The organism is Corynebacterium wankanglinii, from assembly GCF_013601005.1.
Taxonomy (GTDB): domain Bacteria; phylum Actinomycetota; class Actinomycetes; order Mycobacteriales; family Mycobacteriaceae; genus Corynebacterium; species Corynebacterium wankanglinii.
Genome location: NZ_JABFED010000001.1, coordinates 371514 through 398186, shown reverse-complemented (window position 1 = coordinate 398186; position 26673 = coordinate 371514). Strand labels below are relative to the sequence as shown.

Genomic DNA, 26673 nt, shown 5'->3' with positions numbered 1-26673 from the left:
GATCCTCCGCGAGAATGCTTTAAAGCACTTCGTCCGTTATTCTGCCGACCATTCTCACCTGCTCATGGTTCAGAAATCGACGATCGTCCAGCTCAGAAGCCCAGCACCGTTGCGGTCATGTTCGGCGGCCCCAAAGCCAGCCCTGTGAACAGACAAGCGATCACTCCCGAGTTCTTCATGCCTCTTTAGATGCAGCGAACCCACGATCGGTTCCAAGGAGCTTTTGCCTATCGACGATCTCCCGTCCCCTACCCCGCCGCCAACTCCGACGCCCGCTGGTAAGAGACGCCGAGCACCTGCCCCATCTCGCGGAGTGTGAAGCCCTCGTCTTTCATTTTGCGCGCCAACGCAGACCTCGCGGCCGCAGCTTCTTCCGACGCGGCTTTCGCCTTCACGCCGAGGTCGTCGGCACGCTGGCGCAGCATCTCAACTTCAGCTGGAAGTACGGGCAGGATCTCAATTTCAAACTCACCGGGCTTGCGACCTGACTGGAACGCGATAGCCTCCGCCACCTCATCGGCAGCCCGATCGAGTCGCCGCGTTTGTGAGGCCACCCCAAGTTCATCGCACTCCAGTACCCAGACGCCGCTCGGACCGCGCTCTGCGGTCACCGTGTACACGTTCATCGCCACCGCCCTTTTCCTATGCAGGCTTCCGCCCGCAACTTCTTAATTACTGCATAACGCTCCATTGTTCAATCCCCTCCGGCACTCGTCTGTCACCCCCATGTTGACAACCAATTCCACCCTTCGCCATTTAGACGCACCGCCCCACCCGAACACCCGTCCGACAACCCTCACCGCGTGTCGGCCCGTGTCCTACTCTGGGTTAGTGTTTGTGCTTACGTGTTCACGCGTTCCCCGCCGAAGGCCCCTAGGGCTTCGTCGCGGTGATGGCGAATTGGAGCGGCAGGCGCTCGGGGTTGTCGCGGAGGATGAATCCGCGGGAGTCTTCCACCATCAACTCCGGCCACGGGCACCAAGCGGAGTAAGGGGTTTCTTCGAGGGCGGTGACGGTCAGGCCGGCGTCGATGAGCGCGGTGACGGTCAGGCCGGCGTCGATGAGCGCGGTGACAATCTCGCCGAGTGAGTGATTCCACTGGTAGTTACGCGGGCTGCTCAGCTTCGGCGCTCCGGGAGTAGTGACGTAGCTGTCCTCGTCCTCCCAGGTGAGCGGCTCAGGCATTTCGAAATACGCCTGCTCGATGCGCAGGCCGGAGGAAAAGTCCTGTCGTTCCACTTCGCCATCATCGCGCTCTCGCGTCCGCTGCCCGAGCCCGCGGAGGAAGTGTTCGTGGGCAAGCGCGCCTGGCTCGTCGACGTGCTCGTCGACGGGTTGCGACCCAACGAGCGGGTTGAACCCACCGCCTAATCAGCCTATGAGGACGAAGCTCTCGCGGTAATCTCACAGGCATTCGCAGCATCCTCGATGTTCGGGCAGAGTTACCTGCCCCGGCTAATCATCGATGGAGCGCTCGGAGTCACGGGGCACTAACCAGCGCGCGGGGCTGGGTTGTGACGAACGTTCCGACGGACATTGTGGCGACCTGGGGAAATGACAGATGTTGCAAACGGGCTGCGGGGTTTGTCATCAGCGACCGAGGCACCTCCGCCTCGCTGCTACTGCCCCAACATCTCGGCGATAAGCGCCTGCACGCGGGCGTCGATGTCGTCGCGCACCAGCCGCATGCGCTCCATACCCTCGATGCCGCGGGTGGACGGCTCGTCGGTAAGCCAGCGCTCAAAAGTGCGGCCCTCCGGCATCTCAAGCTGCGCGTCTGCACCGAGGACCACCACGCGGTCCGCGAGCAGCATCTGCCTATCGACGCCCTTCGGCACCCCACCCGACATATCCGCCCCCACCTCAGCGATGGCTTGAACCGACTCCTGGTTCAGTTTCGTGCCAGGGTTGGTGCCGGCAGACTGGATCTCCAGTTTGTCGCCGGCGTGCTTCTCGGCGAGCGCTGCCGCCATCTGGGACTTGCCGCCGTTGCTGACGCAGATGAATACGACGCTGGGTTTCATGTCAGGCTCCTCGAGGTGGGAAGGGTGGGGTCTGCAGGGTAGAGCTTCGGGCCGATGGCGCGCATGACGTACACCAGGCCGACGAGCACGGGGATCTCAATCAGCGGGCCAATCGTTCCCGCCAGTGCTTGGGCGGAGGTGGCGCCGAACGTGCCGATGGCCACCGCGATGGCCAGCTCGAAGTTGTTGCCTGCGGCGGTAAACGCCACGGATGCGGACTGCGCGTAGTTCATGCCGGACAACTTCGCGGTTGCGAGCGCGACGGCGAACATGCCCACGAAGTAGCACAGCAGCGGCAGCGCCACCGTGGCCACGGTCCACGGGCGGGAGAGGATTTGGTCGCCCTGCAGGGAAAACAGCAGCACGATCGTGTATAACAGGCCCACCAACGCCAGCGGGGAGACCTTGGGCAGGTAGGTGTTTTCGTACCAGTCGCGGCCCTTAGTGCGCTCGCCGATGATGCGCGAAAGCAGCCCGGCAAGCAGCGGGATGCCTAGGAAGACGAGCACGGAGGACACGATGGCCCAGAAGGAGAACTCCACGGAGGTGGTTTCCAGGCCCAGCCAGGACGGGAGGATCTGCAGGTAGAACCAGCCCAGCACGCCGAACATGAGGACCTGGAACACCGAGTTGATGGCCACCAGCACGGCGGTGGCCTCCCTGTCCGCGCAGGCGAGGTCGGACCACACCAGCACCATGGCGATGCACCGGGCAAGGCCGACGATGATGAGGCCGGTGCGCAGCTCCGGCTCTCCTGGGAGGAAGATCCAGGCCAACGCGAACATGAAGGCGGGACCGAGGATCCAGTTGAGGATGATGGAGACCGTCATCAGGCGGGTGTCGGTGGCGATCTCGCGGGTCTTGTCGTAGCGCACCTTTGCCAGTGGCGGGTACATCATGATGAGCAGGCCCAGCGCGATGGGCAGTGAGATCCCGCCGACCTCCAGGCGCTCTAGGGTGCTGGCAAGGCCAGGCACCGCGCGGCCCAGGAGCAGGCCGGCTGCCATGGCGAGCATGATCCACACCGGCAGGAACCTGTCTAGAAACGACAGGCGCTCGACTGGCTGAGAGGTTGGGTCGTGCATCTGAAATCCTTACCTATTGACGGCTATCAATACGAACACTAAGTGTCATATTTATTACTGTCAATATGAGAAGGTAGGAAGCATGAACGATGACGTTGCCACGACAGTAAACACTGGCCCCGAATGCTGCTCGCTGGGCTCCGGCTTGCTCTCCGCAGACGACGCAACGCGATACGCAGCCCTGTTCAAAGTGTTAGCGGACCCCGGCCGGCTGCAGCTCCTCTCCAGGCTCGCCGAAGAAGGCTGCGAACCGATGAGCGTGAGCGAACTCACGCAACGCTCTGGGCTAAGCCAACCGACGGTTTCCCACCACCTCAAAAAGCTCACCGAGGCCGGCCTGCTGGAAAAGAGCCGCGTGGGCAGGTCGGTCATACACCGGCTGCGCCCGGAGCTCTTCGCGGAACTGCGCGCCGTGCTGCAGATGGACTGAGACTCACCGGCGCGCACAGAACCACCCCAACACTCCGAACATGAGCACTTGGAACACCGAGTTGATGCTGTCGCAAACGACGGCGCGGCCCTTACAGCTGGGAGAAACGCTCCAAGTCGTCCGGGGCTCCTGCCATCACGATTAAGTCCGACGGGGAAAGCTCCTGGCCCGGGACAAACGGTTGCCACTCGCCGTTGCTGTTGCGCACGGAGACCACCTGCACGCGGTACTTCTCCCACAGCGGGGCGGCGTTGCACGGCCCGCTGAGCAAAACGCGCGGCGGGACCATCTTGATCACGCCGTAGTTTTCCGCCAGTTCCGCGAAGTCCTGGAAACGGCCTCCCAGAAGGTGCGCCACCCGGCGGCCGGTGTCGTGCTCCGGGCGCACCACGTGGTGCACACCCAGGCGTTGCAGGATGCGGGCATGGGACTCAGAGTCGGCCTTGGCCCAAATGTCGGGCACGCCGAGATCCACCAGGTTAGAGGCCGTCAAGATCGACGCCTCGAGTGCGGAACCGATACCGATCACAGTGCGTTGGACCTCCTCGAGGCCGAGCTGGCGCAGGGCCTCGAGGTCGGTGGTGTCGGCCACGGCGACGTCGGTAAGCAAAGGCGCGTATTCGCGCACCAACCGCTCGTCGGCGTCGATGCCGAGCACCTCTACGCCGTATCTGGTGAGCTCTTGGGCAATCGCGCCGCCGAAGCGGCCCAGGCCGATAACCGCGACGGGCGGGATGTTCATACGCTGTGCGCCGCGAAGACGGGAGCCGTGGAAGTTAACCAATGAAGGGCCTTTCTGTGGGGTAGTCGAACCTGCGGGAGACATTGCGCAACGCAAGCGCCGCGACGAGCGTGAACGGGCCGACGCGGCCGAGGTACATGAGCAGGCACAGCGCCAGCTGGGACGGGGTGGACAGATCCGCGGTGATGCCGGTGGACAGCCCGGTGGTGGCAAACGCCGAGATGACCTCGAAGTTGACCTGGTCGGCGGTGAACTGCGGGTCGCAGATGCGCAGTGTGGCAACGCCCGCGGTCACCGCCCCGATTCCCGCCGCAGCCACCGTCATGGCCTGGCGCACCACGCTCTTGGGCACGGTGCGGTGGCCGACGGTGGTGGCTGAGCGGCCGCGGAACTCCGCCGCCATCGCCGCCAGCAGCACCATCGCCGTGGTCACCTTGATGCCACCGGCGGTACCCGCGGAGCCGCCGCCGATGAACATGTAGATGTCTGTGGCCATCAGCGTGATCGGGTGGGCGTCGGCGTAATCGATGGAGTTGAACCCGGCCGTGCGCGGCGTCACCCCGGAAAAGAACGCGTTGAGCCACTTAGTCCTAAGCGGCATCCCGGCGAGGAAACCGCGCCACTCCAACAGTGCGATGAGCAGCATGGCGCTGACCACCAAAAAGGTGGTGCCTTTCAGGGTCATGCGGGTGGTGATGGACAGGCGCCGGGAGCTCACCGGCGTGCCTTTCATCCGCCCGCGAACACGCTCCCGCCCGCGGCGCACCAGCTCAGAGAGCACGGGATAGCCCAGGCCGCCGATCATCAGCGCCCCCGCCAGCGGCAGGAGGATCCAGCCGTCCGTGTTGTAGGAGATCAGGCTGTCGGAGCGCAGCCCGAAGCCGGCGTTGTTGAACGCGGAGATGGCGTGGAACACCCCCTCCCAGGCCGCGCGCAGCGGTGCCATGTCGTAGGTGGTGGCGAAACGGACGGCCAGTATCACCGCCACCAGTGCCTCGAAGGCCAGAGTGAGCAGCAACGTGGCCACGAGCGTTCGCCGTACCCCGCCTTCCAGAATCGGCCTGCCCTCGGCGGCGGTGGAGTACCGGGCCCGCAGTTTCACCCGCCCGGTGAGCAGCATGCCCGTCAGAGACGTAATGCTCATGATGCCCAGGCCGCCCACCTGAATCAGGGCGATCACAATAACCTGCCCGGCAAGGCTCCAGTGGCTGCCGGTGTCCACCGTGACCAGCCCGGTCAACGTGGTGGCAGATGTGGCGGTAAACAGCGCGTCCATCGGCGGCGTTGCGGTGCCGTCGGCGCTGGCAAACGGGAGGGAAAGCAGCGCCGCCCCGGTGAGGATCAGCGCGAGAAAGCCCAACGCGGTCAGTTGCGCCGGACCCAACCACCTCGAAGAGGCCGTAGTGTTCACCGGCGCAACGCTACTCCGCGACGCGCAGTTTGGATACGTCTTCCGCCGAGTACGTCGCGGCAATTTGCGCGTCGTTGCCTCCGGAGAGGTTTACACGCGACAACCGCACCCGCTGCGAGCCCGGGACCAGCGGAAAGTTGGCGGACCGCTCGGCGACCTGTTTGACCGGGAACCCGGCGCGCAGGGCGCAGTGGTTGAGCCACACATCGTCGGCGCGCGGGGCGAGATCCAAAAACTCCGTGCCACGGTCGGCCACATACTGCACCATCTCGCGCGGGTAGCGCACGCCGTCCACACCCGTGGCGAAGTTGAGGATGGACGGCTGGGCTGTACGCACCGGCTTCCACTTCCTGTAGGGCGCGATGCCCCCATCGTCCAACACCACCCGGTGGGCACGGTAGGCGGTGATGGTGGAGGCCGAAGGGGCGTCGATAAGCTTCTGCGCGAACGTGCGCGGGTAGAGCACGTCGTCGTCGACGGTGATGACGTTGCGGTCCGGGTGGCGCTGGAACGTGCCGTAATACTTGGTGTGGGGGCCTAATCCCCCGGAGGATTCGTGGACCTGCAGGCCTCGCTCCGAGAGTGCTTGCAGCGCCTCCGGCCAGCGGGCGTGGAAATCCACCGGGTCCAACCACAGGTGCACAGGCAGGCGCACCGTGCCCACGAGCAGCGACGCGATCGCCGCGGCCGCAGACTTCAAACGGGTGCCGTGCGTGGTCAGGGAAATAACCGTGTCGCCGTCTACCGGGAACGTGTTCTCAGACGTGTGCGCGGCGTTGAGCAGGACCGGCAAACGCACAAATGCGCCGGTAGCCACAATCCCCTGGCGCACCGCGTAGTCAATCCACATGGCGCATAACCCTAGCCCACTCGCCGGGGAGGGGGCATGATGGAGACTATGACTGAACCCGGGACACACACCGCCACCATCCGCGACTGGTGGGAGGCCGCACGCCCCCACACCTGGCCCAACGCTATCGCCCCCGTCATCGCCGGCACCGGCTGCGCCGCACTGTACCTCCAGGCGCACCCCGGCCGGGCGGTGCTCGCGCTGCTGGTAGCGCTCGCACTGATCGTGGGTGTCAACTACGCCAACGACTACTCCGACGGGGTGCGAGGCACCGACGCTGACCGCACCGGGCCGACGCGGCTGACCGGCTCCGGGCTAGCCAAACCGGAGCACGTGAAGCTGGCGGCGTTCATCGCGTTCGGCGCAGCCGCGGTGTTCGGCGTAATCCTCTCCGCCGTTGCGGGCCAGATGTGGCTCGTGCTCGTGGGCGCGCTGTGCATCGCGGCGGCGTGGTTTTACACCGGCGGCGACAGCCCGTACGGCTACTCCGGCTTCGGCGAAGTGTCCGTGTTCGTCTTCTTCGGCCTGGTGGCGGTGATGGGCACCGAGTACACCCAGTCCGGCATGGTGAGCTGGGAGGGCTTCCTGTGCGCGCTGGCCATCGGCGCGATCTCGGCGTCTGTGAACCTGGCCAACAACATCCGCGACATCCCCACGGACGCGGCCGCGGGCAAGCAGACCCTCGCGGTGCGGCTTGGCGACGAACGATCCCGCACCCTCTTCACCGTTCTCACCCTCTTCCCGTTCTTCATCTCGGTGGTGCTGGCCATGTCGACTGTGTCCTCCCTGGCCGCGCTGGTGGCGCTGCCGCTGGCGGTGGCCTCTGTAATGAAGGTGCGCAGCGGCGCCTCCGGCAAAGACCTCATCCCCGTGTTGGGCATGAACGGCAAAACCATGCTCGCGTGGGCGATTGTGACCGCGGTGGCGTTCGCCTGGTTCGGCTGGAACTTCTGGGTCGGCGGTGCGGGCGAGGCCGTGCCGTACGCGACGTTGGAGAGCTTCTAAACTCAGCCGCATGCTCGACGTCCTTACCGGTTTCGCCATCATCTTCACCGTCATCGCGGCGGGGTGGTGGCTGGCCCACAAGGGCGTCATCGGGCCGGGCGAGCAGCGCCTGCAGCTCAACCGCATCGCGTTCCACGTGGCCACCCCGGCGCTGATCTTCTCCTCGGTGGCGGTGGCCGACACCGACGCCTTCTTCTCCCCCGTCATCCTCGTCATCGCCGTCGCCACGGTGGCGACCATGCTCATCTACTGGGGTTTGAGCGCAATATTCTTCCGCCAGGACGCCGCGGAGACCATGGCGGGGGCGGCGTCTGCCAGCTACTACAACTCCGTCAACATCGGCCTGCCCATCGCCACCTACGTGCTCGGCGACCCGACCTATGTCGTGCCCGCCCTCGTGCTGCAGATGGCGGTGCTCTCCCCCATCGTCATCGCCGGGTTGGACCGCGGCGCCAAAGGCGTGGGCAAATCCGTCATCGCGGGCCTGACCGCCCCGGTGGTCGTGGCGGCGTTCGCCGGCTTCGCAGTGTCCGTCGCCTCGTGGACGGTGCCGGAGCCGGTGCTCGCGCCGCTGAAGATCCTGGGCGGGGCATCCATCCCGCTGATCCTGATGAGCTTCGGCGCGTCGCTGACCGGCGAGAAGGTGCTGCAAAGCCACCGCGGCCCCACCCTCACGGCCACCGGCTTGAAGCTGGTGGGGATGCCGGCCGTGGCGTGGATCGTCGCAGAGCTTCTGCACCTTGGGCCGGAAGAGATGTACGCCGCGTTGATCCTGTGTGCGCTGCCCACTGCGCAAAACGTCTACAACTACGCCGCCACGTACCGCTCGGGTGAGGTGATCTGCCGCGATACCGTCTTTCTCACCACGTTCCTGGCGCTGCCCGCGATGCTGCTCATCGCCGGGGTGTTCTAGTCCGCTTGACGCACCCGAGTGCAGTGGTTCACACTTTTGCAATGAGGAAGGCACGGAAATCAGTGGCAGCCGCCCTACTGGCGGTGGCGGCGGTGTTGGGCGGATGCTCGTCGACAGGCGGCGCACCCCGCGCTGAAGATAGCGGCGCCACCGCGGGCGGCGTGGACACCCCACGCTACGTGGTCGCCATGGTCACCCACGGCGCGCCCGGCGACACGTATTGGGACCTCGTGCGCAAGGGCGCGGAAGACGCGGCGAAGAAAGACAACATCGAGCTGCGCTACTCCTCCGACCCGCAGGCCCCGAACCAGGCCAACTTCGTGCGCTCGGCCATAGACGCCGGAGTGGATGGCATCGCCGTCACCCTCCCCAACGCCGAGGCGATCGGCCCGGCCGCGCGCGACGCCGTCGAGCGCGGGATCCCCGTGGTGGGACTCAACGCCGGAATGGACGTGTACCAGGACTACGGGCTGACCGGCTTCTTCGGCCAGGACGAGACCGTCGCCGGCCGCGCTGCGGGCGAGCGGCTGCAGGAGGAGGGGAAAAAGAAGGTCCTGTGCGTAATCCACGAGCAGGGCAACACCTCGCAGGAGGCGCGCTGCAACGGTATCCGAGAGGGCCTGGGCGGTGGCACCGTTGAGCTGCTGTACGTGAACGGCCAGGACCTCACCGCCGTGCAGTCCACCATCACCTCGAAGCTCACGCAGGACAAGAGCTTCGACACCATCTTCGCCCTCCAGGCCCCGGTGGCCATGCGGGCGGCCGAGTCGGTGGACCAGTCCGGCGCCGCCGCCGAGGTGGCCACCTTCGACACCAACGCGGAGCTGGTCGGCGCCATCAAAGACGGGCGCGTGGCGTGGGCCGTGGACCAGCAACCGTACTTGCAGGGCTACTTGGCGGTAGATTCTCTGTGGATTGCAAAACGTAACGGCGGCACGCTCGGTGGCGGGCGGCCGGTGTACACGGGGCCGTCCTTCGTGGACCAGGGCAACGTAGACACCATCGAAGAGGCGGCGAAGGCGGGAATGCGATGAGCGAGGACCACACGGGCGACCTGCGGGACGACCGCCTGCGCACCCGCACCGGCCTGGCCCGGCTGATCCGGCGCCCAGAGTTTGCCAGCCTGCTCGGCTTCGTGGCCATCTTCGTGTTCTTCCTCGCTGTGGCTCCGGCGTTCCGCTCCTTCGAGGCGCTGGCCACCACCCTGTACGCCAGCTCGACCCTGGGCATCGTCGCGCTTGCGGTGGGCCTGCTCATGATCGGCGGCGAGTTCGACCTTTCGTCCGGCGTGGCCGTGACCACCGCAGCCCTCGCCGCCACGATGCTGAATTACAACCTGCACTTGAACTCCTGGGTGGGTGCCTTCCTGGCGCTGGGGATCTCCCTGGCCATCGGCGCCCTCAACGGCTATTTGGTCACGCGCACGGGCATCGATTCCTTCCTGATCACCCTGGCCGCCTTCCTCATGCTCCAGGGCCTGAACCTGGCCGTGACCAAGCTGGTCACCGGCCAGGTGGCCACCCCCACCATCGCGGACATGGAGGGCTTCCCCTCCGCCCACGCCGTATTCGCCGGCTCCTTCCACATTGGCGGCGTGCGCATCTCGGTGACGGTGCTGTGGTGGATCCTGTTCGTCGCCGTGGCGTCGTTCGTGCTCTTCCGCACGAAATTCGGCGGGTGGATCACCGCTGTCGGCGGCAACGACGACGCCGCGCGTGCCGTGGGCGTTCCGGTCCGACGCGTGAAGATCCTGCTGTTCATGGGCGTGGGTTTTGCCGCCTGGTTCGTGGGCATGCACACCTTGTTCGCCTTCGATTCCATCCAGGCCGGCCAGGGCGTGGGCAACGAGTTCCTCTACATCATCGCCGCCGTCATCGGCGGGTGCGCAATGACCGGCGGGCGCGGCACCGCCGTGGGCACCGCCATCGGCGCGCTGATCTTCGGCATGACCAACCAGGGCATCGTCTACGCCGGCTGGAACCCGGACTGGTTCAAGTTCTTCCTCGGCGCGACGCTGCTGGTGGCGGTTTTGACCAACACCTCCTTCGCCAAATACACCAAGGGGCGCTAAGTGGCTGTCATCGAGCTAGAAAACATCACCAAGTCCTACGGCAGCTTCGAGGCCCTGCGTGGGGTTAACCTCGCCGTACGCGAGGGCGAAGTCACCTGCGTGCTCGGCGACAACGGCGCAGGCAAATCCACCCTGATCAAGATCCTGTCCGGCCTGCACGAGCCCACCTCAGGCACCATGCTTATCGACGCCGTTCCGTCCACCTTCACCTCCCCCCGCGACGCCATCAGCGCCGGCATCGCCACCGTGCACCAGACCCTGGCAATCGTGGATGAGCTCAGCGTCTGGCGCAATTTCTTCCTCGGCCAGGAACTCACCGGCCCGCTGGGGGTGCTGCGCCAGGCGGAGATGAAGCAGATCTGCACCGAGCAGCTGCTGGAGATGGGCGTGGACATCCCCGACGTGGACGTGGAAGCCGGCAACCTCTCCGGCGGCCAGCGCCAGGTGATCGCCATCGCGCGCGCCGTCTACTTCGGCGCCCGGGTACTCATCCTGGACGAGCCCACCGCGGCCCTCGGCGTGAAGCAGTCCGGGGCGGTGTTGCGCATGGTCGCCGCCGTCCGCGACAAAGGCGTGGCCGTAGTCCTAGTCACCCACAACCCCCACCACGCCTACCTGGTGGGCGATCACTTCACCATCCTCAAACTCGGCCGCCAGGAGCTCGACGCGCCCCGCGCCCAGGTCACGCTCGAGGAGCTCACCCACCAAATGGCCGGTGGCGGCGAGCTGGAGGCGCTGAGCCACGAGCTGGGCCGGGGCTAGCCTGCGGCTCGTCGATAGGCGAACTAGCGCTCCGCCAGCTCCGACTGGATCCAGTCCTTGCGCGCCTCGCGCTGGGCCTTCAACTCGGCCACAGCCGCGTTGGCCTCAAGGCGGTGGCGCTTAAACATAAGCATGGACAGCGGGAACGCCACGATGAGCGCCAGTAGCGCCGACATGATCACCGGCACCGGCGCGCCGATAAGCATGGCGAGCAGCTGGATCACCACGGTCAGCCCGATGAACAGCAACAGGCGGTCCAACCCGTAGATGGCCACGGCCTTTCTCGCCCGGGATTTCGCCTCGGGGTCCACCTGCGGAGAATGTTGTTCAGTCACGGTTGTTTACCCTATCCGGCGGCCAAGTATGTTTAAAACCATGGGAAGGCTGCTACTCCTCGTACTGGTTGTACTCACCGCCGCGCTGCTCTGGCGCGCGTTCGGCCCCGGCTCCGCGGAACGCTACGGCTCCCTGCGGGGCGGGCAGCGCGGCCAGGTGGAACAAAAACCTATGATCAAGGGCCCGGATGACGATGAGGAGTTCCTCTGGAACATCGAGAAGAACCGGTTCAAAGAGCGCCGCGCGCGCGAGGAGGCGGAGCGCAAACGCCAGGAGGAAGAGGAGCGTCGGCGGCGCCGCGGCGAGGGCTAGGGCTCGGGGCGGGTGATCCTGCCCGGCCCGTTGACAGATCCCGCAAGGCGTTTTCGCCGACCTGGGGGTTTACGGCCGGCGTGACAGATTCTCGCGGAATGTGTCAAGAATGGTCCCTATTTTCGGCGAAAACCACCTGCAACCCCAGCGCGTCCGCCACGGCGACAACTTTCTCCCAGCGCACCCCGGCGCCGCCGTGCTCGATGGTGTGCAGGGTGGAGCGCGAGACCCCAGCGGCGTCGGCGACGTCCTGTTGGAGGCGGCCAGAAGCGCGGCGCCGGGAGGCGATCTGCTCCCCCAGCGCGATTAATACCGGGTCGTCGCTTGCCGGTTTGCCCTGCTTGTTGCGGGGCTTGTGCTGGGCGCTGGTCATCGGGCGGGCTCCTCGGCCAAGACGGCGGGCAGTTTCTTGGACCAGGCGAGGGAGTCGCGGACGCCGTCGACAAGCGATCGCTGCGCGGACCACCCGAGCACGGACTGGGCCTTGCCGGTGCGGGAGGCGCACCCGACCACGTCGCCGGGGCGCGCAGGGCCGGTGACCACGTCCAGCGGGGTGCCGGTGGCCTCACCGAACGCCTCGGCCAGCTCGAAAACGGTGGTGCCCTGCCCGGTGCCGAGGTTGATCACCTCGTAGCCGCCAGACACCACGGCGTCGAAGCGATCGAGCACCGCCACGTGCGCGCGGGCGAGGTCCCAGACGTGGATGTAGTCGCGCAGGCCCGAGCCGTCGCGGGTGGGCCACTCTACGCCTGTCACCGTGAAGGGTTCGCCGGCGACGTGGGCGGAGATCATTTTGCCCAGCGCGTGGGTTGGGTGCGGGTGTTGCAGGCCGGTGCGTAGCGCGGGATCCGCCCCGATGGGGTTGAAGTAGCGCAGCGCCACCACACCCATGCGGCCGGTGGCGGCTTCGTCGGCAAGCACGCGCTCAAGCAGCCACTTCGAGGCGGCGTAGGGGCTCTGCGGGTTGACGGCGCTGTCCTCGTCGACCATGTAGTCCGGCCCCGGCTCGTACATGGACGCGGTGGAGGACAGCACGAACCGGCACACGCCGTGGCGCTCCAAGGTCTGCAGTAGCGTGATCGCCTTGCCCACGTTGTTGTCGTAGTACGCCAGCGGCTGCGCCACGGATTCGGGCACGACGATCTTGGCGGCGCAGTGGATCACCGCGTCGATGTCCGGGTGGTCTGCCAGCACCCGCTCCAGCAGGGCCACGTCCGCGATGTCTCCCTCGTAGCAGTCATAGCGCCGGCCGAAGGCGCGCAGCCCGGTGGAGAAGTCGTCCAGGATCACCGGCGTGATCCCGGCGTCGGAGCAGCACGACGCGATGGTGGACCCGATGTACCCGGCGCCGCCGGTAATGAGCACCTTCACTAATTCAGCCCCGCGTAGGAGTGCAGGCCGGCGATGACGGTGTTCACGTAGGTCATGTTGAAGATCGTCATGGCCATGGCGAAGACGTTGATCCAGGCTGCGGCGTTGGACTTCCAGCCGGCCGTCGCGCGCGCGTGGAGGTAGGCGGCGTAGAGGATCCAGGTGATCATGGACACCGTCTCCTTGGCATCCCAGCCCCAGAAGCGGCCCCAGGCAACCTCAGCCCAGATCGCGCCGAAGACGATACCGATGCCGAACAGCGGCAGGGTCACCACCGCAGTTTTGTACGCGATCTGGTCCAGAGTCTTCGCGTCCGGCAGCGGGCGGGCAATCGCGCCCAAGACACCGTGCTCCTCACCGCGCGGCTGCCACATGCGCAGCAGGTACAGCAGGGCGAAAACGCCGGACACCAAGCCAACAGACGCACCGATGGACACCGACGACACGTGCACCGGCAGCCAGTAGGACTGCAGCGCCGGCACCACCGGGGCGGCCTGCATGTGGAACACTGTGGAGTTCAAAAACATGGCGATGACCATGGGAAACAGCAGCCACGGCCACACGGTGTACCAGCCCTTGCGCTGCACCACCACGGCGGCAACGACCATGATCACCGCCGTCATGAACAGGATGTACTCGTACAGGTTGCCCAGCGGAAAACGCTTCGCAGCCAGCCCGCGGGTGACAAAGGCCACCAGGTGCAGCGCAACTCCCACCCAGACGAGCGCCTGCGTCATGCCGGCCCACTTGCGGGCGTTGGCGACCTTTGCGTCGAACTCGGTGCTCTCGGGCGTCTGCTTCTCGACGACCTCCGGCCCCCCAGCACCCACGAGCACCTTCTGCTCGGCCAGTGCCTCCCGGCGCGCCTCGATGACGCTGTTGACGCGGCCGTAGTAGATAAACGCCATGATCAGCGCCACGATGTAGACGATGAATGCGGTGCGGAAGGTGAGGTCGGACAGCTCCGCCATGGTGGTGTCGACAAGCATGGCCCTTAACCTACTCCACTAGCAGGCGTCCTCAAAGGTCATAGGGGTTGAACTCCCCCTCGCTGACGTCCTCGTCGGGGTGCTCGGTGCCCAGGATCGCCCCAGAGATTTCGTGGAACTCGCGGCCCCACCCGGCGCGGTCCGTCCGGGCCAGGCCGGCGATCTCAACGTGGGTCGCGCCCGGCGAATCCGAGGGGCGGATCCGCACCCAGATGCGGCGGCGCTTGATGGCCAGGGAACCGGCCAGCGCGGCGAGCATGACCGCGGTGGAGACCAGGGCCAGCACCTGGGTGGGGTCGCGGGAGATCTGGTAGTTGGCGTACTCAGCGGCGCCGTCGAAGCGCACGCGCACCTCTCCGTCATCGGTGTCCACGGTGGTTTCCTCGCCCGGTGTGAGCTGGACGCGCTGCACCTTTTCCAACCGGCCGTCAGCGACGAGGGACTGGTCGAGCACGAAGACGTTTTGCGGGCGGCCAGTGTCCAGGCCCGCGTCGCCGACGTAGACGTCCACCGATACCGCCGGATCGTCCATGGAGGGGAACGCGGACTGCAGCTGGTCGCCGTTCGGCCCGGCCCAGCGGGCGGTAGGCGCGAAGTTGCCAACCACGGCGATCTGGTGCTTGCGCCGCTCTTCCAGGTCCGGGTACATGCCGGCCGGCGGGTCGAAGCGCATCACGCCGGAGGACAGGAACGTGAACACGTCTGTCGGCCTAAACTGCACCATCTGCGTGCGGGTCTCCCCGTTCGGCCACGTGATGGTCACCTGCGGGGCGAACCCGTGGCCCTGCAGGTAGATGCGGTCGCCGTTCACGCGCAGCGGGTGGTTCACCGCAAGGGTCGTCGGCTCCCACTGCTCCTGCGGCACGCTGAGGTCGCCCGTGTAGGTGATGTCGGAGGAGAACCCGTTGGCCTGCCCGTTGTTGAGGTAGGTGGCTCGGAAGTTCTGGGATTCGAAGCAGAACGGGGTCAGGCCGGTGCCGTCGAAAAGCGGGCCCGCGCGGAAGACGTCGAAGTTTGCGGGGCTAGTGTTGCAGAACACCCGCGACTGCTGCACCGGCACCGCGGATTCCGCCTCGGAGTTGGTCACCACGATCACCTGGCCCTCATAGGACACCATGCGCCCGGCCACGAAGGTGAGGATCATGGCCACGATGCCCACGTGGAAGATCAGGTTCATCAGCTCGCGCGTGTAGCCGCGCTCCGCCGAGATGGAGAACACGCCGGCGCGGTCTTCGTCCGGCTGGTAGGCGGCGATGTGCCAGCGTTTCAGCTGCGAGCGCACCTGCCTCTCGACGTCCTCGGGCGCCCCTTCAACCGTTCCCTCCACGTAGTGCGGCATGCGGCCCAGGTATTTCGGCGCGCGGGTGGGCTTGGCGTTGTAGGCGCGCCAGTGGTCGATGGAGCGCGGGATGATGCAGCCGACCAGCGAGATCATCAGCAACATGACAATCGCCAGGAACCAGGTGGACTGGAAGACGTCGAAAAGCTGCAGCCTGTCGTAGATCGGGCCGGTGGTGGGGTTGGCCTTGAGGTAGTCGTCCACCAGGGACGAAGAGACGGTGCGCTGCGGCAACAGTGCCCCGGGGATGGCGGCGAGCGCCAGCAAAAACAGCAGCATGAGCGCGGTGCGCATGCTGGTGAGCCAGTGCCACGCCTTTTTCAGCCACGTCAGTGCGGTGCCCATTTAGATGATCGTCCCTCCAAATCCGAAAACGAGCTGGCGGGTCCATCCGATGAAGCCGTTCCACGCGCCGGTGAGCAGCATCAAACCCACGACGATCATGGCCACGCCGCCGGCGATCTGGATGGCGCGGGAGTGACGGCGCAGCACGTCGATCCCCCGCACTGCCGCCGAGGACCCCAGCGCCACCAGTAGAAACGGCAGGCCGAGCCCCAGGCAATAGGCGATGACCAGCAGGACGCCGCGGGCGGCGGTCAACCCCTGGGTGCCCACAGAGACCGAGATAATGGAGGCCAGCGTAGGCCCCAAACACGGCGTCCACCCGAGGGCGAACACGCCGCCGAGCAGGGGCGCGCCGAGGATGGTCGTCCACTTCTTCGGCTGGAAACGAGTGTCTTTTTGCAGGGCCGGAACCGCCCCCATGAACACCACCCCCATGAGGATGGTGACCACCCCGCCGATGCGCATGAGCGTGTCGGCGTTGAGCGCAATCGCGCTCACCGCGCCGAAGACGGTGACGGTGGCTAGGAGGAACACCACCGTAAATCCCGCAATGAACAGGGCCGCAGCGCCGGCGACCGCCCAGTGCTTGCGCGACACCCGCGCGCCGCGCTCATCCAGCGTCATCTCACCGCCCACCACGCCGGTGAGGTAGGAAATGTAGCCCGGCACCAGCGGGATCACGCACGGCGACGCGAACGACACCAGCCCCGCCAGCGCGGCCGCGAGCAGGCCGAGCAGCAGCGGGCCGTCCGCAGCAAGGTCTGCAAACCCCACCTACGCCTCCCCAGCCAACCGGTCGGTCACATCGATGATTTCCTGCGCGGTCACCGCCCGCAGGAACACCGCAGCCGGGCGGTGCTGCCTATCCAGCACGATGGTCGTGGGGATCACAGAGCTGGGCACGCCGCCGAGCTGCGCCGCCGTCTTAAACGGCGGGTCGTAGATGGAGGGGTAGGTCACCCCGTTGTCCGTGAGGAAATCGCGCGCGATCTGCGGGTTGGGGTCGCGCACGTTGATGCCCAGCACGGTACCGGTGTTTTGGGCCTGCAGGTGCTGGTGGATCTCCTCCAAGTCGTCCACCTCCGCGCGGCACGGCGCGCACCACTGGCCCCAGGCGTTAAGCACCACAACCTGGCCGTCGAAGTCGCTCAACCTGATCGTCTCGCCCTCGCGCATGAGGGATTCTCCCTCAAAACCGGCCAGCGGCTTGCGGTCCGCCTCGTCGTAGAAGATCTCCGTCTGCCCGCCCGGGGAGTGGAACGCGAAGTTGCCGCCGCTGTCCGAGCCGGAGCAGGCAGCCAGTGTGAGCGCGACCGCGCAAAGCGGTGCGGCGATGAGCTTGCGCATGAAAACCGGCCTTCTAAATGTCCTGTGCTGGGGTGTTGTAGGCCCAGTCAACAACACTGTCGCCGTCGAACACAAGTGAGGTCACGCTGGCCAGGTCGCAGTTGCGGCTCGCGTGCGCCAGCGGTTTGCCCTGCACGTGGCGCTGCACCATAACAATGGGCAGCTGGTGGCTCACCAGCACGGCCTCGTGCCCCTCAGCATTCTCGCGGGCGTCCTCGACCGCGCCCCACATGCGCTGGAAGATCTCCTGGTAGGGCTCGCCCCAGCTCGGCTCCAGCGGGTTGGTCATGTGCCGCCAGCGGATGGGGTTGATCAGCTGGGAGCGCCACCCCTTGGTGCGCAGGCCCTCGAAGGTGTTGCCAGCCTCCACAATGTCGTCCCGGGTCTGCACCTCGCAGCCCGTCACCTCAGCGATCGGGCGCGCCGTCTCCTGGGCCCGCTCCAAAGGGCTGGCGGCCAAGTACGTCACGTCGCGGCCGCGGAAGTACTTCGAGGTGGCCACCGCCATGGAGTTGCCGCGAGAGGACAGGTGGTAGCCCGGCATACGCCCGTAGAGAATCTTCTTCGGGTTGTACACCTCGCCGTGGCGCACCAAGTGCACCGTCGTTCGCGCCATCTACGCCTCCGCCGGAGCCGCCGCGGCGGCGGCCTTCGCTGCCGGGCGCAGCGCGTCCTCGATGCGGCCGAAGTCCTCGTCCGTCAGTGCGGTGGAGACAAACCAGGTCTCAAACGCGCTCGGCGGGGCGTACACACCGGCATCCAGAAGCGCATGGAAGAACGGTGCGTAGCGGAACGTCTCCGCGGCCTGCATATCCGCGAAGTTATGGCCTTCGCCCTCGGCGAACCTGACGGAGAGCATCGTCGCCGCGCGCTGGATGTGGTGGGCGACGCCTTCGGCCGTCAGGGCGTCGTGAAGCAAACGCTCCAGAAGATCGGCGTTGCGGTTGAGCGTGGGGTAAATGTCCTCCGTGGCAAGTTCCAACGACGCCAGGCCCGAGGCCATAGCCACCGGGTTACCGGACAGGGTTCCCGCCTGGTAGACGGGACCGTTGGGCGCGAGGTGCTCCATAATGTCGCGGCGGCCGCCGAACGCCGCCGCAGGCAGGCCGCCGGAGACGACCTTGCCAAAGGTGGTCAGGTCGCCCGCGACATGGTCCACCCCGTACCAGCCGGCGTAGGAGGTGCGGAAGCCGGTCATCACCTCGTCGAGGATGAGCAGCGCGCCGTTCATGTGCGCCAGCTCCTTGAGCTTGGCGTTGAAGTCGTTGCGCGGGGCGACGGTGCCCATGTTGCCCGCGGCCGCCTCGGTGATGATCGCGGCGATCTCGCCCTCATTCTCCCGGAATGCGCGCTCCACGGCCTCAATGTCGTTGTACGGCACCACAATGGTGTCCTTCGCCTGCGCGCCGGTCACGCCCGGGGAATCCGGCAGAGAGAACGTGGCGATGCCGGAGCCCGCAGACGCCAGCAGCGCATCCACGTGGCCGTGGTAGCAGCCCTCGAATTTGATGATCTTCGGCCGGCCCGTAAACCCGCGCGCCAGGCGGACGGCGGACATGGTGGCCTCCGTGCCGGAGTTGACCATGCGCACCTCCTCCACCGACGTGCGCTCCACGATGTGCTCGGCGATCTTAATCTCAGCCTCCGTCGGCGCGCCGAAGCTCAGGCCGTTGGGCAAGGCGTTTTCCACCGCTTCCACGATCTTCGGGTGCGCGTTGCCGTGCACCATCGGGCCCCATGAGCAGACCAGGTCGACGTAGGTGTTGCCGTCCACGTCGATGAGCTGCGAGCCGTGCGCGCTCTGGATGAAGCGGGTCTGCCCGCCCACCGAACCGAAGCCGCGCACCGGCGAGTTCACGCCGCCCGGGGTGGTCTTCTGCGCCCGCTCGAACAGCTCGTGGGAGCGCTGGGTGTTAGCTGAAGTCGGCTTTTCCGCAGTCATGGTTGTCTATCCTAGGCCATATGAAAATCGCGTTTTTAGGCCTCGGTCGCATGGGCACGGAGCTCGCCCTCAAGCTCGTCGACGACCACGAACTGACCGTGTGGAACCGCACCGCAGAAAAGACAGAGCCGCTGGTGGAGCGCGGGGCTGCGGCCGCCGCGACGCCCGCGGAGGCTGTGGACGGCGCCGAGCTGGTGATCACCTCCCTGTTCGGCCCCGACACGGTGCGTGAGGTGGTCATCGAGCCCGGCCTGATCCCCGAGGGCGTGACCTGGGCCGACGCCACCACTGTCTCCCCCGCCGACGCCGCCGCCTTCGCCGAGGCCGTGCCCGGCTACGTCCACACCCCGGTCGTCGGCTCCCTGCCGCCCGCGCGCGCGGGCAAGCTCGGCGTGTACGTCGGCGGCGCCGACGCCTCTCGACGTCGTACCGTCTCCACCGTCGTCGCCCCCTGGGCCGCCGCCAACCCCTCCCGCCTGAAGGAGGTAGACACCGCCGCCGGCGCCGCCACCGGCAAACTCCTGGCCAACCTCGCCCTGGCCGTGACCATCGAGGGGTTCAAGGAGGCCCTCCTGTTGGGTGAGTCCCAGGGTTTGAGCGAAGAGCAGGTGGTGGACATGCTCGGCTCCACCGGCCTGGAGTTCATCGTGAACATGAAAAAGTCCTTCCTGCTTGGGGAGCGCTCGGTAGCTCCCGGCGATTTCACCGCCGACGCCATTGCCAAGGACGCCCGGTTGATGCTCGCCTCCGCGGAGACCGACCTGCCCGCCGTCGCCGCCGCCCTGGCGTCGTTGGAGGCCCAGCAGGAGGCCGGCCGCGGCGACGAGGACTTCTCCACCGTGGTGGTCAACCGCTAGGGCGTCCGCGGTTCCGGCCGCCGCTGCCCGCCCCTGCGCCGCCCGACCCCGAAAGTCGAGTACGGGAGGTCGATTACACCCTGGTTTAGGCTCGGACTCGACCTCCGCCGCTCGACTTTTAGCGGGTTTCGAGGCCCGCCTTACTTCCCGGCCTCGATCTCGTTGCCCACCGCCTGGGCGGCCCCCTTCTTCTTGTTCTGGTTGCGGAAGATGCCGTAGAACACCACCACCAGCAGCGCTATCGCGACCCAGTTGGCGATCTTGGCGTAGCCGTCCAGCACCTCCACCACCGGCTCGCCGATCCACCAGCCCAGGCCCAGGTAGATAAAGGACCACAGCGTCTTGGCAATAAAGTCCAGGACCATAAACTTCCACAGGGGCATCCCGGTCATGCCCATGAGCACGAACACCACGAACGCGATCGGCAGCGGGATGGGCAAATACGCTAGGAAGATGCCTACCCAGCCGAGCTTCACGGCCCACTGCTCCACCCGCGCGATGTTCCTCGCGGCGCGCGGGGAGTTCGCCGCCTGCACGTCCAGGATCCCGCGGCCCCAGAGTTTGCCGGCCCACCAGTAGATCCAGTCGAACTTGATGTTCACGACCGACCCGATGAGCAAGAACCACAGCCAGTTCGGTGCCTCCCCCACCGCGGCGAGCGCGCCCGTGGAGGCCGCGCCGACCCGCGAACCGGTCAGCGCCAGCAGAATCGGCGGGTCCAGGCCCAAAAGCCACGCGCGCAGCGGGATCATGGCCAGGCCGAAGATGCCGACGAAGCCGAACCAGCCCAAGCACCAGTAGTCGGCCTTGGTGGGTTTGCCGTTCCAGGGAAGGCCGTCTTCTTCCCACCATTCCTTCTCGGTGGTTTCGCGAGTGTCCGCGTGTTCATCCATAGCTGACCTACTCCTGGGTTGAGGGCGTTTGCCTGACGACGGCTGACGCCACCGCCCGCGCATCTGCAATCACTGCCGGCACGCCGACTCCTCCAGCCCAGGCACCGGTGACGGAGATGTTGGTGGCCGAAGGTTCGTCGTCAAGCAGGCTGCGCACCTTGGCCACGGTGGCGAGGTGGCCCTCGTCGAAGCGGGGCAGGCCGCCGAGCCAGCGCTGGACGTAGATTTCCTCCAAGCCGGCGGCGCGGCCGTCGAAGCCGGTGATGGTTTCGAGGTCGTCGAGCGCCCAGTCGACCATGTCGTCCTCGGTGGCGGTAATGGCGACGGTGTCGCCGAAGCGGCCGAAGCTGGCGCGCACGAGCGCCCCGCCGCGCTCGGCCAGGTGGGGCCACTTGCGGGAGGAGAACGTGAACGCTTTGGCGTGGACGTCCTCGGCACCGCTGGCCACGAGCACGCCGGAGTTTTGCGGCAGGCCATCGTCGGTGGCGAACCGCATTCCCACTACGGCGGAGTTGGCCAGCTTGACCGTCTTCAGTGCCTCGGAGGCCCCGGGGGCGACGGTTTTGAGTAGCAGCGCCGCGGTGGGCGCGGGTACGGCGAGAATGACGTGGTCGTAGACGGTGTCTTCGCCGCCGGTGAGGCGGTACTTCGGGGCGTCGGCGCTGCCTTCGAGCTCGATGCCGGAGATAAACGCGTCGATGTAGATGTCCGCGCCGGACTCCTCGGCGAGCGTTTCGTAGAGCTCCTGGTACCCGTCGTGGAACGTCTTGAACACCGCGCCCTGGCCGGTGGGCATCTCGCGGCGGGAGCGCTCCAGGTTGGCCACAGCGGTGGAGAGGTGAACCATGCCGTCGCCCTCTGTGGCCAGGCGGTCCAGCTCCCCCGCCAACTGCGGGATGGTGGCGCGCAGGCCGAGGTCGTCTGCGGTGCAGGAGTACACCCCGCCGAGCAGCGACGAAACAATATTGTCTACTACCTCGTCGCCGTAGCGCTCCCGAACGAGCGCGCCGACGTTGACGTCGCCGCCGACCTCCCACTGGAAGCCTTCGCGCTCGGCTTCGGTGTCGATCCGCTCGGCGGTTTCGGCACTGACCAGGTTTTTCACCGTCTCGGAGGATGACGGGATGCCCATCACGCCGCCGGTGGGCAGCCCCTTGGCCTCGCCGTCCGCCCACACCAGGGAGCGCAGGCCGGACGGCTCCACCAGGGAATCGGCCAGGCCGAGCTCGGTGAAGAAGTCCACCGCGTCTTGGCGTCGCGCCATGAAGGCCTCGGCGCCCATGTCGGTGGGGCCGGCCTCGAATGCGACGGTGTGGAGTTTGCCGCCGACACGGTCGGTGGCCTCGTAGACGTCGACCTTCAAGCCGCCCTTTTCCCCTGCGTTGGCGGAGCCAGCGCTGAGCTTTCGCAGCTCGTACGCGGCGGTCAGCCCCGCCAGGCCAGCTCCGATGATGGCGATGTTCACGTTTATGCCTCCTCGTGGATGATGCGCACGGCCTCGGTCACCGCGTCCGCGTCCGTGGTGGGCAGCACGCCGTGGCCGAGGTTGAAGATGTGCCCGGTTGCGTCGCCAGCCTCCATCGCCCGCGCGGCCTCGGCCTTGATGCGGACGACCTCGCCGCGCACCACGTCCGAGCCTGCGAACAGCATGGCCGGGTCCAGGTTGCCCTGCAGGACGCGGGGGGAGGCGAACCGGGTCGCGGCGGTATCCAGCGGCACGCGCCAATCCACGCCCATCACCTCGCTGCCGGCCTCGGACATGGCTCCGAGCAGCTCGCCGGTGGCCACACCGAAGTGGATGCGCGGGATCTCCCCGGCGACGGATTCCAGGATTTCTGTGGAGTAGGGCAGCACGAACTCGCGGTAGTCGCGCTCGGTGAGGAAACCCGCCCACGAATCAAACAGTTGCATCGCGTCGATGCCGGCCTCCACCTGCGTGCGCAGAAACGCCACGATCGTGGGCACGAGGCGCCGCATGAGCGCATGCCATGTCTCAGGCTCGGCGTGCATCATCGCCTTGGTCTTTTCGTGGTTCTTGCTCGGGCCGCCCTCGATGAGGTAGCTGGCCAGGGTAAACGGCGCTCCAACAAAGCCGATCAGCGCCTGGGTGTCGCTCAGCTCGTCCAAGATGATGCGGATGCCGTCTGCGACCTCAGCCACGTCGCCCTCAAGCACGGGCAGCCTATCGACGTCGCTTCGCGTCCGCACCGCCTCCCCCAACACCGGACCCCGGCCGGGCACAATCTCCACGTCCACGCCCGCCGCCTTGAGGGGCACAACGATGTCCGAGAACAGGATCGCCGCGTCCACGTCGTGGCGGCGCACCGGCTGCAGCGTGATCTCAGCGAGCAGTTCCGGCATGAAGCACGAGTCCAGCATCGCAATGCCCTCGCGCACTTGCCGGTACTCGGGCAAAGAACGGCCGGCCTGGCGCATGAACCACACCGGGGTGTGCGAGGGGGTGCGGCCGTGGGCGGCCTCGAGCAGGGGGGCGTGAGCGAGATCGCGTCTGGTCATGGTGCTCCAGCCTACCGGCGCGGGCCTTAAACCCGGAACCGGCTAGCGCGGCGGGAGCCGTACTCCACCAGCAGAGAACTGCCGAGCATAAGCAGGGTCGCACCCACCGGCGGCAGCACGCCTGCGGCCGCCAGAAGGATCGCCAGGGCGTTGTAGGTGCCCGCGAACCGGAGGTTGGTTTCAGCAATGCGGTTGACACGGCGCGCGTGCTCTACCAGTTGGGGTACGGCCATGACGTCGTTGCGGATGAGCACGACGTCGCAGAGGCTGTTCCAATTTGGCGCTGTGGTGCCGTAGAGATCTTTTCCTGCGTAGAGGATGCCCGAGTCCGCCACTCGCAGCACCGGCAGCACGCTGGAATCGCACACCATGGCCACAGTGGCGCCCTGGGTGTGCAGTGCGCGCACCGCGGCGGGCTTTTCGTTCGAGCGAATCCCCGCAAGCACCTGCGAAATACCCAGAAAGTCCGCAAAGCGGCGCGCCACCGGATAGGTGTCGCGCGAGAGCATGACCGTTTCCACCCCCATGGATTCCAGGGTGTCCACCGCTTCAATCGCGTCTTCTTTGGCGGGGTCGTACAACGTGATCACGCCGCGGTCTTTGCCGTCCCAGCGCACCACCACCGGGGTCCCGCCAGTTGTGGCCGCCGCGGAGAGTTTGCCCTTGAGCTGGGAAAGGTTAGTCGGGCGCCAAAGAGAGGCCTCGAGGGTCTGCGTGCGGGCGTTCTCGCCGGAACCCCAGGTAGCGGTGACGCGGCCGCCGAACTCACCGTCTGGCGTGATCACGTCGTCGGTGACTTCGAGCCAATCCGGCAGACGCGGATCCCCGGAGCGGGCGTCGCGCGCTTCGCGAGCCGCCTTGACGATGGCGCGCGACGCCGGGTGGTCCGAATCCGCAGACAGCACCCCGGCGATGCGCAGCACTAGCTCGCTGTTCTCCCCGTTGTCGGCGGTAACCGTTTCCACATGCATCTTGGGCAACACCAACGTGCCAACGCGGTTGAACACCACCGTGTCAACTTTGGACAGCACCCGCAGCGCATTGCCGTCGCGCACGAGCACACCGTTTCGCACCGCGGCATCGAGCCCCTGCTTGATGGCCAGGGCCGGGGAGATAGCCAGGCTAAACGGCGCCACCACAATCAAAATGGCCAAAGCGGTGGACGCGGCAGTGTTGACGTTGCCGGTGAACAGCAGCCACAGGCCAAAATCCAGCACTGCGATGGCGTACGCCGCCGGGATGAGCATGCCCGCCGTCCGCGTGGACACCATCGTAGCTGCGTTCTGGTGGCGGGACGCATCCTCCAGCCAGCGCTGCACGGCGGTGAGCAGTGTGGTGTGGCCGACGCGGGTTGCGCGGACTTTAATGTCTCCCTCGCGCACGACGGTCCCGGCCATCACGCGCTTGCCCACCTTCAGCTGCGGGCTGTCGTGGGTGTTCACCAGCTCAAAGCCGATCGAGCCTGAGCCACCGACCACTTCCCCGTCGACGGGTACAACCTGGCCGGCGCGCACGCGGACGTCGTCGCCACGCCGGATTTCCGTGGCCGGCATCTGCTCGCTGGTTCCGCCCTTGCTGCGGTGCGAGACCTCGTAGAGCGAGTCCGGGCCGGGACGGCGCGCCTCAAGATCATCGAGCAGATTGGATCGCGCACGCATGGAGAAGTGGCGGCCGAACAGCAAAAGCGTGGTCACAGTGCACGCCACCTCGAGGTAGAGCTCCGGGCCCTCCCCGATGTCTAAGGGCACCCAGTTGCCGCTGGACTCGTAGCCGATGCGGCCAGCGCTGGTAAACAGCAGCGTGGCGAAGGACCAGAGATAGGAGGCCAAGATGGCGATGGAGCTCGCGCCATCGAGGGCCGAAAGCCCCCGGCGCACACCCCCCGCCATCGCACGGTGGAACGGGGATGCGCACCACAAGGCCACGGGCGTGGTCAGCGCAAAGGCCACCCACTGCCAGCCGGGGAACCCCAGCGCCGGCACGTACGTCAGTAGCAACACGGGGATGGTGAGCAGGACCGCCAGCCACAGCCTGGCCGGGGTAACCAGGTCGCGGGCTGTAAAGAGCACGTCGCCGCTGCGCCGCTCGGCACGCGCCTTGTTTTGCACGAAGCCCTGAGCGCGGGCGAGCAGGTGCGCCGCCTCCTCCTTGCGGTGGTGCTTGGCACGCCGCGGCATGGGGTGCTCCGTCCAATACCGTCCGTGCGCGCGACGCTGCAGGGTGGAATCCGTCACCGTGGCGGTGACGCCGAAGCCTTCAATGGTTTTGATCAGCTGCGGCAGCGGCATACTGGCCGGTGCCGTCACCCACGCCATCCGGGTTGGGTACACCAAGCGGGCGGAGACGCCGTCGAGGGATTCTAAGGCGTCCTCGATCTCCGTCAGCTGCGGGCCGTCTTCCACCCCCTCAAGTTCGAAAGCGTAGGACGCGTTGGGGCGCACCAGCTCACCGTCGAGGTCGCGTCTGGCGGTTGCCGGGTCGACGCCGGCTTCTCGAGCGGCATCGCGCGCGGCCTGGATGCACTCTTCGAGTTCCGTTCCGCTGAGCTGGTCGAGTTGCGCGCCCTGCCGCCCAATCGTGCTCAGCGTTTCCAAGTCCTCGCCCTCGTACTTGCTCATTCCACGCCTTCCCATACGCTTCCACTGCGCTTATCCACAAACGCGTTGGCGGCCGGACGGAACATAAAAAACAGGGCAAAGACCAACACGACCACCACGACGACGGATGCCCACCCCGCCACGCCGACCAGGAAGCCGGACAGCTGCAAAAACACTGCCAGGCCGATAAAGCCAGCCGCCCAGCGCCGCGCCACCTTGGAGCCCTTTTGCATGTAGGCGCAGCACGAGGTGATCAACGCGGCGAGGATGATGTTACCCCAGGTGAAGACCCGCAGGTTGCGGGCGAATTTGTCGAAGAGCTCTTCGTCAGCGCCCTCTATCATCCAGGTGTCCGGCAACCGGTCCGGCACCCCGTTAGCCAAGGTCAGAAACGCGATGACGAGCATCAGCACGGATGCGATCAGGCACAGGTAGTAGCCGATCTTCAGCGGCTTCGGCCACTGCGACCCGACCTCCCCGGTGTAGCGCCGGTTCCGATCATTCGGGTCCGACACCATGGTCGGAAACATCCCTG

29 protein-coding genes are annotated in these 26673 nt (G+C 66.5%); 8 read left to right on the top strand and 21 right to left on the bottom strand.

Annotated features, from left to right (window positions below; all coding sequences use genetic code 11):
• Positions 1 to 248: 248 nt before the first annotated feature.
• The 4 genes from HMA55_RS01905 to arsB all read right to left on the bottom strand — a co-directional run bounded on the left by HMA55_RS01905 (position 249) and on the right by arsB (position 3109).
• Positions 249 to 626, bottom strand: coding sequence for a hypothetical protein (locus HMA55_RS01905; RefSeq protein WP_181191586.1), 378 nt, complete (start codon positions 624 to 626; stop codon positions 249 to 251).
• A 247-nt stretch (positions 627 to 873) separates the two neighbouring features.
• A complete protein-coding gene (locus HMA55_RS01900) occupies positions 874 to 1239 on the bottom strand; it encodes a hypothetical protein (RefSeq protein ID WP_181191393.1) in 366 nt (121 codons plus the stop codon).
• A gap of 380 nt (positions 1240 to 1619) precedes the next feature.
• The gene (locus HMA55_RS01895) at positions 1620 to 2024 is read right to left on the bottom strand and encodes an arsenate-mycothiol transferase ArsC (protein WP_181191392.1); all 405 of its coding nucleotides are present in this window, start codon (positions 2022 to 2024) and stop codon (positions 1620 to 1622) included.
• Positions 2021 to 3109: an ACR3 family arsenite efflux transporter gene (arsB, locus tag HMA55_RS01890; protein WP_181191391.1), complete on the bottom strand. Its 1089-nt coding sequence runs from the start codon at positions 3107 to 3109 to the stop codon at positions 2021 to 2023. Before arsB ends, HMA55_RS01895 begins: the two co-directional genes overlap by 4 nt.
• 82 nt (positions 3110 to 3191) lie before the next feature.
• Between arsB and HMA55_RS01885 the strand changes: the two genes are divergently transcribed.
• Entirely contained in the window at positions 3192 to 3539 is a 348-nt protein-coding gene (locus HMA55_RS01885; protein ID WP_181191390.1) for an ArsR/SmtB family transcription factor, read from the top strand.
• Between the two features lie 91 nt (positions 3540 to 3630).
• Here HMA55_RS01885 and HMA55_RS01880 read toward each other — a convergent pair whose 3' ends face one another.
• The 3 genes from HMA55_RS01880 to HMA55_RS01870 are packed head-to-tail and all read right to left on the bottom strand — an operon-like array spanning position 3631 to position 6542.
• On the bottom strand, positions 3631 to 4281 hold the full coding sequence (locus HMA55_RS01880) for a potassium channel family protein (RefSeq protein WP_235961581.1): 651 nt from the start codon (positions 4279 to 4281) through the stop codon (positions 3631 to 3633).
• Between the two features lie 34 nt (positions 4282 to 4315).
• A complete protein-coding gene (locus HMA55_RS01875) occupies positions 4316 to 5692 on the bottom strand; it encodes a TrkH family potassium uptake protein (protein ID WP_181191388.1) in 1377 nt (458 codons plus the stop codon).
• Between the two features lie 10 nt (positions 5693 to 5702).
• Positions 5703 to 6542, bottom strand: a complete 840-nt coding sequence (locus tag HMA55_RS01870) for a glycosyltransferase (protein ID WP_181191387.1) — start codon at positions 6540 to 6542, stop codon at positions 5703 to 5705.
• A gap of 48 nt (positions 6543 to 6590) precedes the next feature.
• Between HMA55_RS01870 and HMA55_RS01865 the strand changes: the two genes are divergently transcribed.
• Genes HMA55_RS01865 through HMA55_RS01845 form a run of 5 tightly spaced genes read left to right on the top strand, consistent with a single transcriptional unit; the run spans position 6591 to position 11293 of the window.
• Complete coding sequence (locus HMA55_RS01865) at positions 6591 to 7547, top strand: 1,4-dihydroxy-2-naphthoate polyprenyltransferase (protein WP_235961579.1); 957 nt, start codon at positions 6591 to 6593, stop codon at positions 7545 to 7547.
• Positions 7548 to 7557: 10 nt separating this feature from the next.
• Positions 7558 to 8460 carry an AEC family transporter gene (locus HMA55_RS01860; protein ID WP_181191385.1) on the top strand — a complete coding sequence of 301 codons (903 nt, stop codon included), beginning with the start codon at positions 7558 to 7560 and terminating at the stop codon, positions 8458 to 8460.
• Between the two features lie 41 nt (positions 8461 to 8501).
• Positions 8502 to 9494 (top strand): substrate-binding domain-containing protein, encoded by a 993-nt coding sequence (locus tag HMA55_RS01855; protein ID WP_181191384.1) that lies wholly within the window; start codon positions 8502 to 8504, stop codon positions 9492 to 9494.
• The gene (locus tag HMA55_RS01850) at positions 9491 to 10531 is read left to right on the top strand and encodes an ABC transporter permease (RefSeq protein ID WP_181191383.1); all 1041 of its coding nucleotides are present in this window, start codon (positions 9491 to 9493) and stop codon (positions 10529 to 10531) included. Before HMA55_RS01855 ends, HMA55_RS01850 begins: the two co-directional genes overlap by 4 nt.
• Positions 10532 to 11293, top strand: coding sequence for an ATP-binding cassette domain-containing protein (locus HMA55_RS01845; protein ID WP_181191382.1), 762 nt, complete (start codon positions 10532 to 10534; stop codon positions 11291 to 11293).
• A 23-nt stretch (positions 11294 to 11316) separates the two neighbouring features.
• Here HMA55_RS01845 and HMA55_RS01840 read toward each other — a convergent pair whose 3' ends face one another.
• A complete protein-coding gene (locus HMA55_RS01840) occupies positions 11317 to 11628 on the bottom strand; it encodes a DUF4229 domain-containing protein (protein ID WP_181191381.1) in 312 nt (103 codons plus the stop codon).
• 40 nt (positions 11629 to 11668) lie between these two features.
• Between HMA55_RS01840 and HMA55_RS01835 the strand changes: the two genes are divergently transcribed.
• Positions 11669 to 11941, top strand: coding sequence for a hypothetical protein (locus HMA55_RS01835; RefSeq protein WP_181191380.1), 273 nt, complete (start codon positions 11669 to 11671; stop codon positions 11939 to 11941).
• Positions 11942 to 12044: 103 nt separating this feature from the next.
• Here the strand turns inward: HMA55_RS01835 and HMA55_RS01830 are convergent, their stop codons facing one another.
• The 8 genes from HMA55_RS01830 to hemL are packed head-to-tail and all read right to left on the bottom strand — an operon-like array spanning position 12045 to position 19274.
• Entirely contained in the window at positions 12045 to 12314 is a 270-nt protein-coding gene (locus HMA55_RS01830; RefSeq protein WP_181191379.1) for a helix-turn-helix domain-containing protein, read from the bottom strand.
• Entirely contained in the window at positions 12311 to 13312 is a 1002-nt protein-coding gene (gene galE, locus HMA55_RS01825) for a UDP-glucose 4-epimerase GalE (protein WP_181191378.1), read from the bottom strand. Before galE ends, HMA55_RS01830 begins: the two co-directional genes overlap by 4 nt.
• Positions 13312 to 14301: a c-type cytochrome biogenesis protein CcsB gene (ccsB, locus tag HMA55_RS01820; RefSeq protein ID WP_181191377.1), complete on the bottom strand. Its 990-nt coding sequence runs from the start codon at positions 14299 to 14301 to the stop codon at positions 13312 to 13314. The genes galE and ccsB overlap by 1 nt, the downstream gene beginning before the upstream one ends.
• Positions 14302 to 14332: 31 nt before the next feature.
• Positions 14333 to 15985 (bottom strand): cytochrome c biogenesis protein ResB, encoded by a 1653-nt coding sequence (locus HMA55_RS01815; protein WP_181191376.1) that lies wholly within the window; start codon positions 15983 to 15985, stop codon positions 14333 to 14335.
• On the bottom strand, positions 15986 to 16759 hold the full coding sequence (locus HMA55_RS01810; protein WP_181191375.1) for a cytochrome c biogenesis CcdA family protein: 774 nt from the start codon (positions 16757 to 16759) through the stop codon (positions 15986 to 15988). It lies immediately after the preceding gene.
• Positions 16760 to 17332, bottom strand: a complete 573-nt coding sequence (locus HMA55_RS01805) for a TlpA disulfide reductase family protein (protein ID WP_181191374.1) — start codon at positions 17330 to 17332, stop codon at positions 16760 to 16762.
• Between the two features lie 13 nt (positions 17333 to 17345).
• A complete protein-coding gene (locus HMA55_RS01800; RefSeq protein ID WP_181191373.1) occupies positions 17346 to 17948 on the bottom strand; it encodes a histidine phosphatase family protein in 603 nt (200 codons plus the stop codon).
• Positions 17949 to 19274, bottom strand: coding sequence for a glutamate-1-semialdehyde 2,1-aminomutase (hemL, locus tag HMA55_RS01795; RefSeq protein WP_181191372.1), 1326 nt, complete (start codon positions 19272 to 19274; stop codon positions 17949 to 17951).
• Positions 19275 to 19294: 20 nt separating this feature from the next.
• On the opposite strand from hemL, the gene HMA55_RS01790 reads away from it, so the two are divergent.
• Complete coding sequence (locus HMA55_RS01790; protein WP_181191371.1) at positions 19295 to 20131, top strand: NAD(P)-dependent oxidoreductase; 837 nt, start codon at positions 19295 to 19297, stop codon at positions 20129 to 20131.
• 140 nt (positions 20132 to 20271) lie between these two features.
• On the opposite strand, the gene HMA55_RS01785 is transcribed toward HMA55_RS01790, so the two are convergent.
• Genes HMA55_RS01785 through HMA55_RS01765 form a run of 5 tightly spaced genes read right to left on the bottom strand, consistent with a single transcriptional unit; the run spans position 20272 to position 26668 of the window.
• On the bottom strand, positions 20272 to 21024 hold the full coding sequence (locus tag HMA55_RS01785; protein ID WP_219910306.1) for a DedA family protein: 753 nt from the start codon (positions 21022 to 21024) through the stop codon (positions 20272 to 20274).
• A 7-nt stretch (positions 21025 to 21031) separates the two neighbouring features.
• Positions 21032 to 22489 (bottom strand): protoporphyrinogen oxidase, encoded by a 1458-nt coding sequence (locus HMA55_RS01780; RefSeq protein ID WP_181191369.1) that lies wholly within the window; start codon positions 22487 to 22489, stop codon positions 21032 to 21034.
• 2 nt (positions 22490 to 22491) lie between these two features.
• Positions 22492 to 23541, bottom strand: coding sequence for a uroporphyrinogen decarboxylase (gene hemE, locus HMA55_RS01775; RefSeq protein ID WP_181191368.1), 1050 nt, complete (start codon positions 23539 to 23541; stop codon positions 22492 to 22494).
• Between the two features lie 26 nt (positions 23542 to 23567).
• Positions 23568 to 26159, bottom strand: coding sequence for a heavy metal translocating P-type ATPase (locus tag HMA55_RS01770; RefSeq protein WP_181191367.1), 2592 nt, complete (start codon positions 26157 to 26159; stop codon positions 23568 to 23570).
• Positions 26156 to 26668, bottom strand: a complete 513-nt coding sequence (locus HMA55_RS01765; RefSeq protein ID WP_219910346.1) for a hypothetical protein — start codon at positions 26666 to 26668, stop codon at positions 26156 to 26158. Before HMA55_RS01765 ends, HMA55_RS01770 begins: the two co-directional genes overlap by 4 nt.
• Positions 26669 to 26673: the final 5 nt, after the last annotated feature.

Bases quoted from the DNA above. Each gene is read 5' to 3' on its own strand.
- HMA55_RS01905 (WP_181191586.1), bottom strand. From the start codon at position 626: ATGAACGTGTACACGGTGACCGCAGAGCGCGGTCCGAGCGGCGTCTGG.
- HMA55_RS01895 (WP_181191392.1), bottom strand. From the start codon at position 2,024: ATGAAACCCAGCGTCGTATTCATCTGCGTCAGCAACGGCGGCAAGTCC.
- arsB (WP_181191391.1), bottom strand. From the start codon at position 3,109: ATGCACGACCCAACCTCTCAGCCAGTCGAGCGCCTGTCGTTTCTAGAC.
- HMA55_RS01885 (WP_181191390.1), top strand. From the start codon at position 3,192: ATGAACGATGACGTTGCCACGACAGTAAACACTGGCCCCGAATGCTGC.
- HMA55_RS01880 (WP_235961581.1), bottom strand. From the start codon at position 4,281: ATGAACATCCCGCCCGTCGCGGTTATCGGCCTGGGCCGCTTCGGCGGC.
- HMA55_RS01870 (WP_181191387.1), bottom strand. From the start codon at position 6,542: ATGTGGATTGACTACGCGGTGCGCCAGGGGATTGTGGCTACCGGCGCA.
- HMA55_RS01865 (WP_235961579.1), top strand. From the start codon at position 6,591: ATGACTGAACCCGGGACACACACCGCCACCATCCGCGACTGGTGGGAG.
- HMA55_RS01860 (WP_181191385.1), top strand. From the start codon at position 7,558: ATGCTCGACGTCCTTACCGGTTTCGCCATCATCTTCACCGTCATCGCG.
- HMA55_RS01855 (WP_181191384.1), top strand. From the start codon at position 8,502: ATGAGGAAGGCACGGAAATCAGTGGCAGCCGCCCTACTGGCGGTGGCG.
- HMA55_RS01850 (WP_181191383.1), top strand. From the start codon at position 9,491: ATGAGCGAGGACCACACGGGCGACCTGCGGGACGACCGCCTGCGCACC.
- HMA55_RS01835 (WP_181191380.1), top strand. From the start codon at position 11,669: ATGGGAAGGCTGCTACTCCTCGTACTGGTTGTACTCACCGCCGCGCTG.
- HMA55_RS01830 (WP_181191379.1), bottom strand. From the start codon at position 12,314: ATGACCAGCGCCCAGCACAAGCCCCGCAACAAGCAGGGCAAACCGGCA.
- ccsB (WP_181191377.1), bottom strand. From the start codon at position 14,301: ATGCTTGTCGACACCACCATGGCGGAGCTGTCCGACCTCACCTTCCGC.
- HMA55_RS01815 (WP_181191376.1), bottom strand. From the start codon at position 15,985: ATGGGCACCGCACTGACGTGGCTGAAAAAGGCGTGGCACTGGCTCACC.
- HMA55_RS01805 (WP_181191374.1), bottom strand. From the start codon at position 17,332: ATGCGCAAGCTCATCGCCGCACCGCTTTGCGCGGTCGCGCTCACACTG.
- HMA55_RS01800 (WP_181191373.1), bottom strand. From the start codon at position 17,948: ATGGCGCGAACGACGGTGCACTTGGTGCGCCACGGCGAGGTGTACAAC.
- hemL (WP_181191372.1), bottom strand. From the start codon at position 19,274: ATGACTGCGGAAAAGCCGACTTCAGCTAACACCCAGCGCTCCCACGAG.
- HMA55_RS01790 (WP_181191371.1), top strand. From the start codon at position 19,295: ATGAAAATCGCGTTTTTAGGCCTCGGTCGCATGGGCACGGAGCTCGCC.
- HMA55_RS01785 (WP_219910306.1), bottom strand. From the start codon at position 21,024: ATGGATGAACACGCGGACACTCGCGAAACCACCGAGAAGGAATGGTGG.
- hemE (WP_181191368.1), bottom strand. From the start codon at position 23,541: ATGACCAGACGCGATCTCGCTCACGCCCCCCTGCTCGAGGCCGCCCAC.
- HMA55_RS01770 (WP_181191367.1), bottom strand. From the start codon at position 26,159: ATGAGCAAGTACGAGGGCGAGGACTTGGAAACGCTGAGCACGATTGGG.
- HMA55_RS01765 (WP_219910346.1), bottom strand. From the start codon at position 26,668: ATGTTTCCGACCATGGTGTCGGACCCGAATGATCGGAACCGGCGCTAC.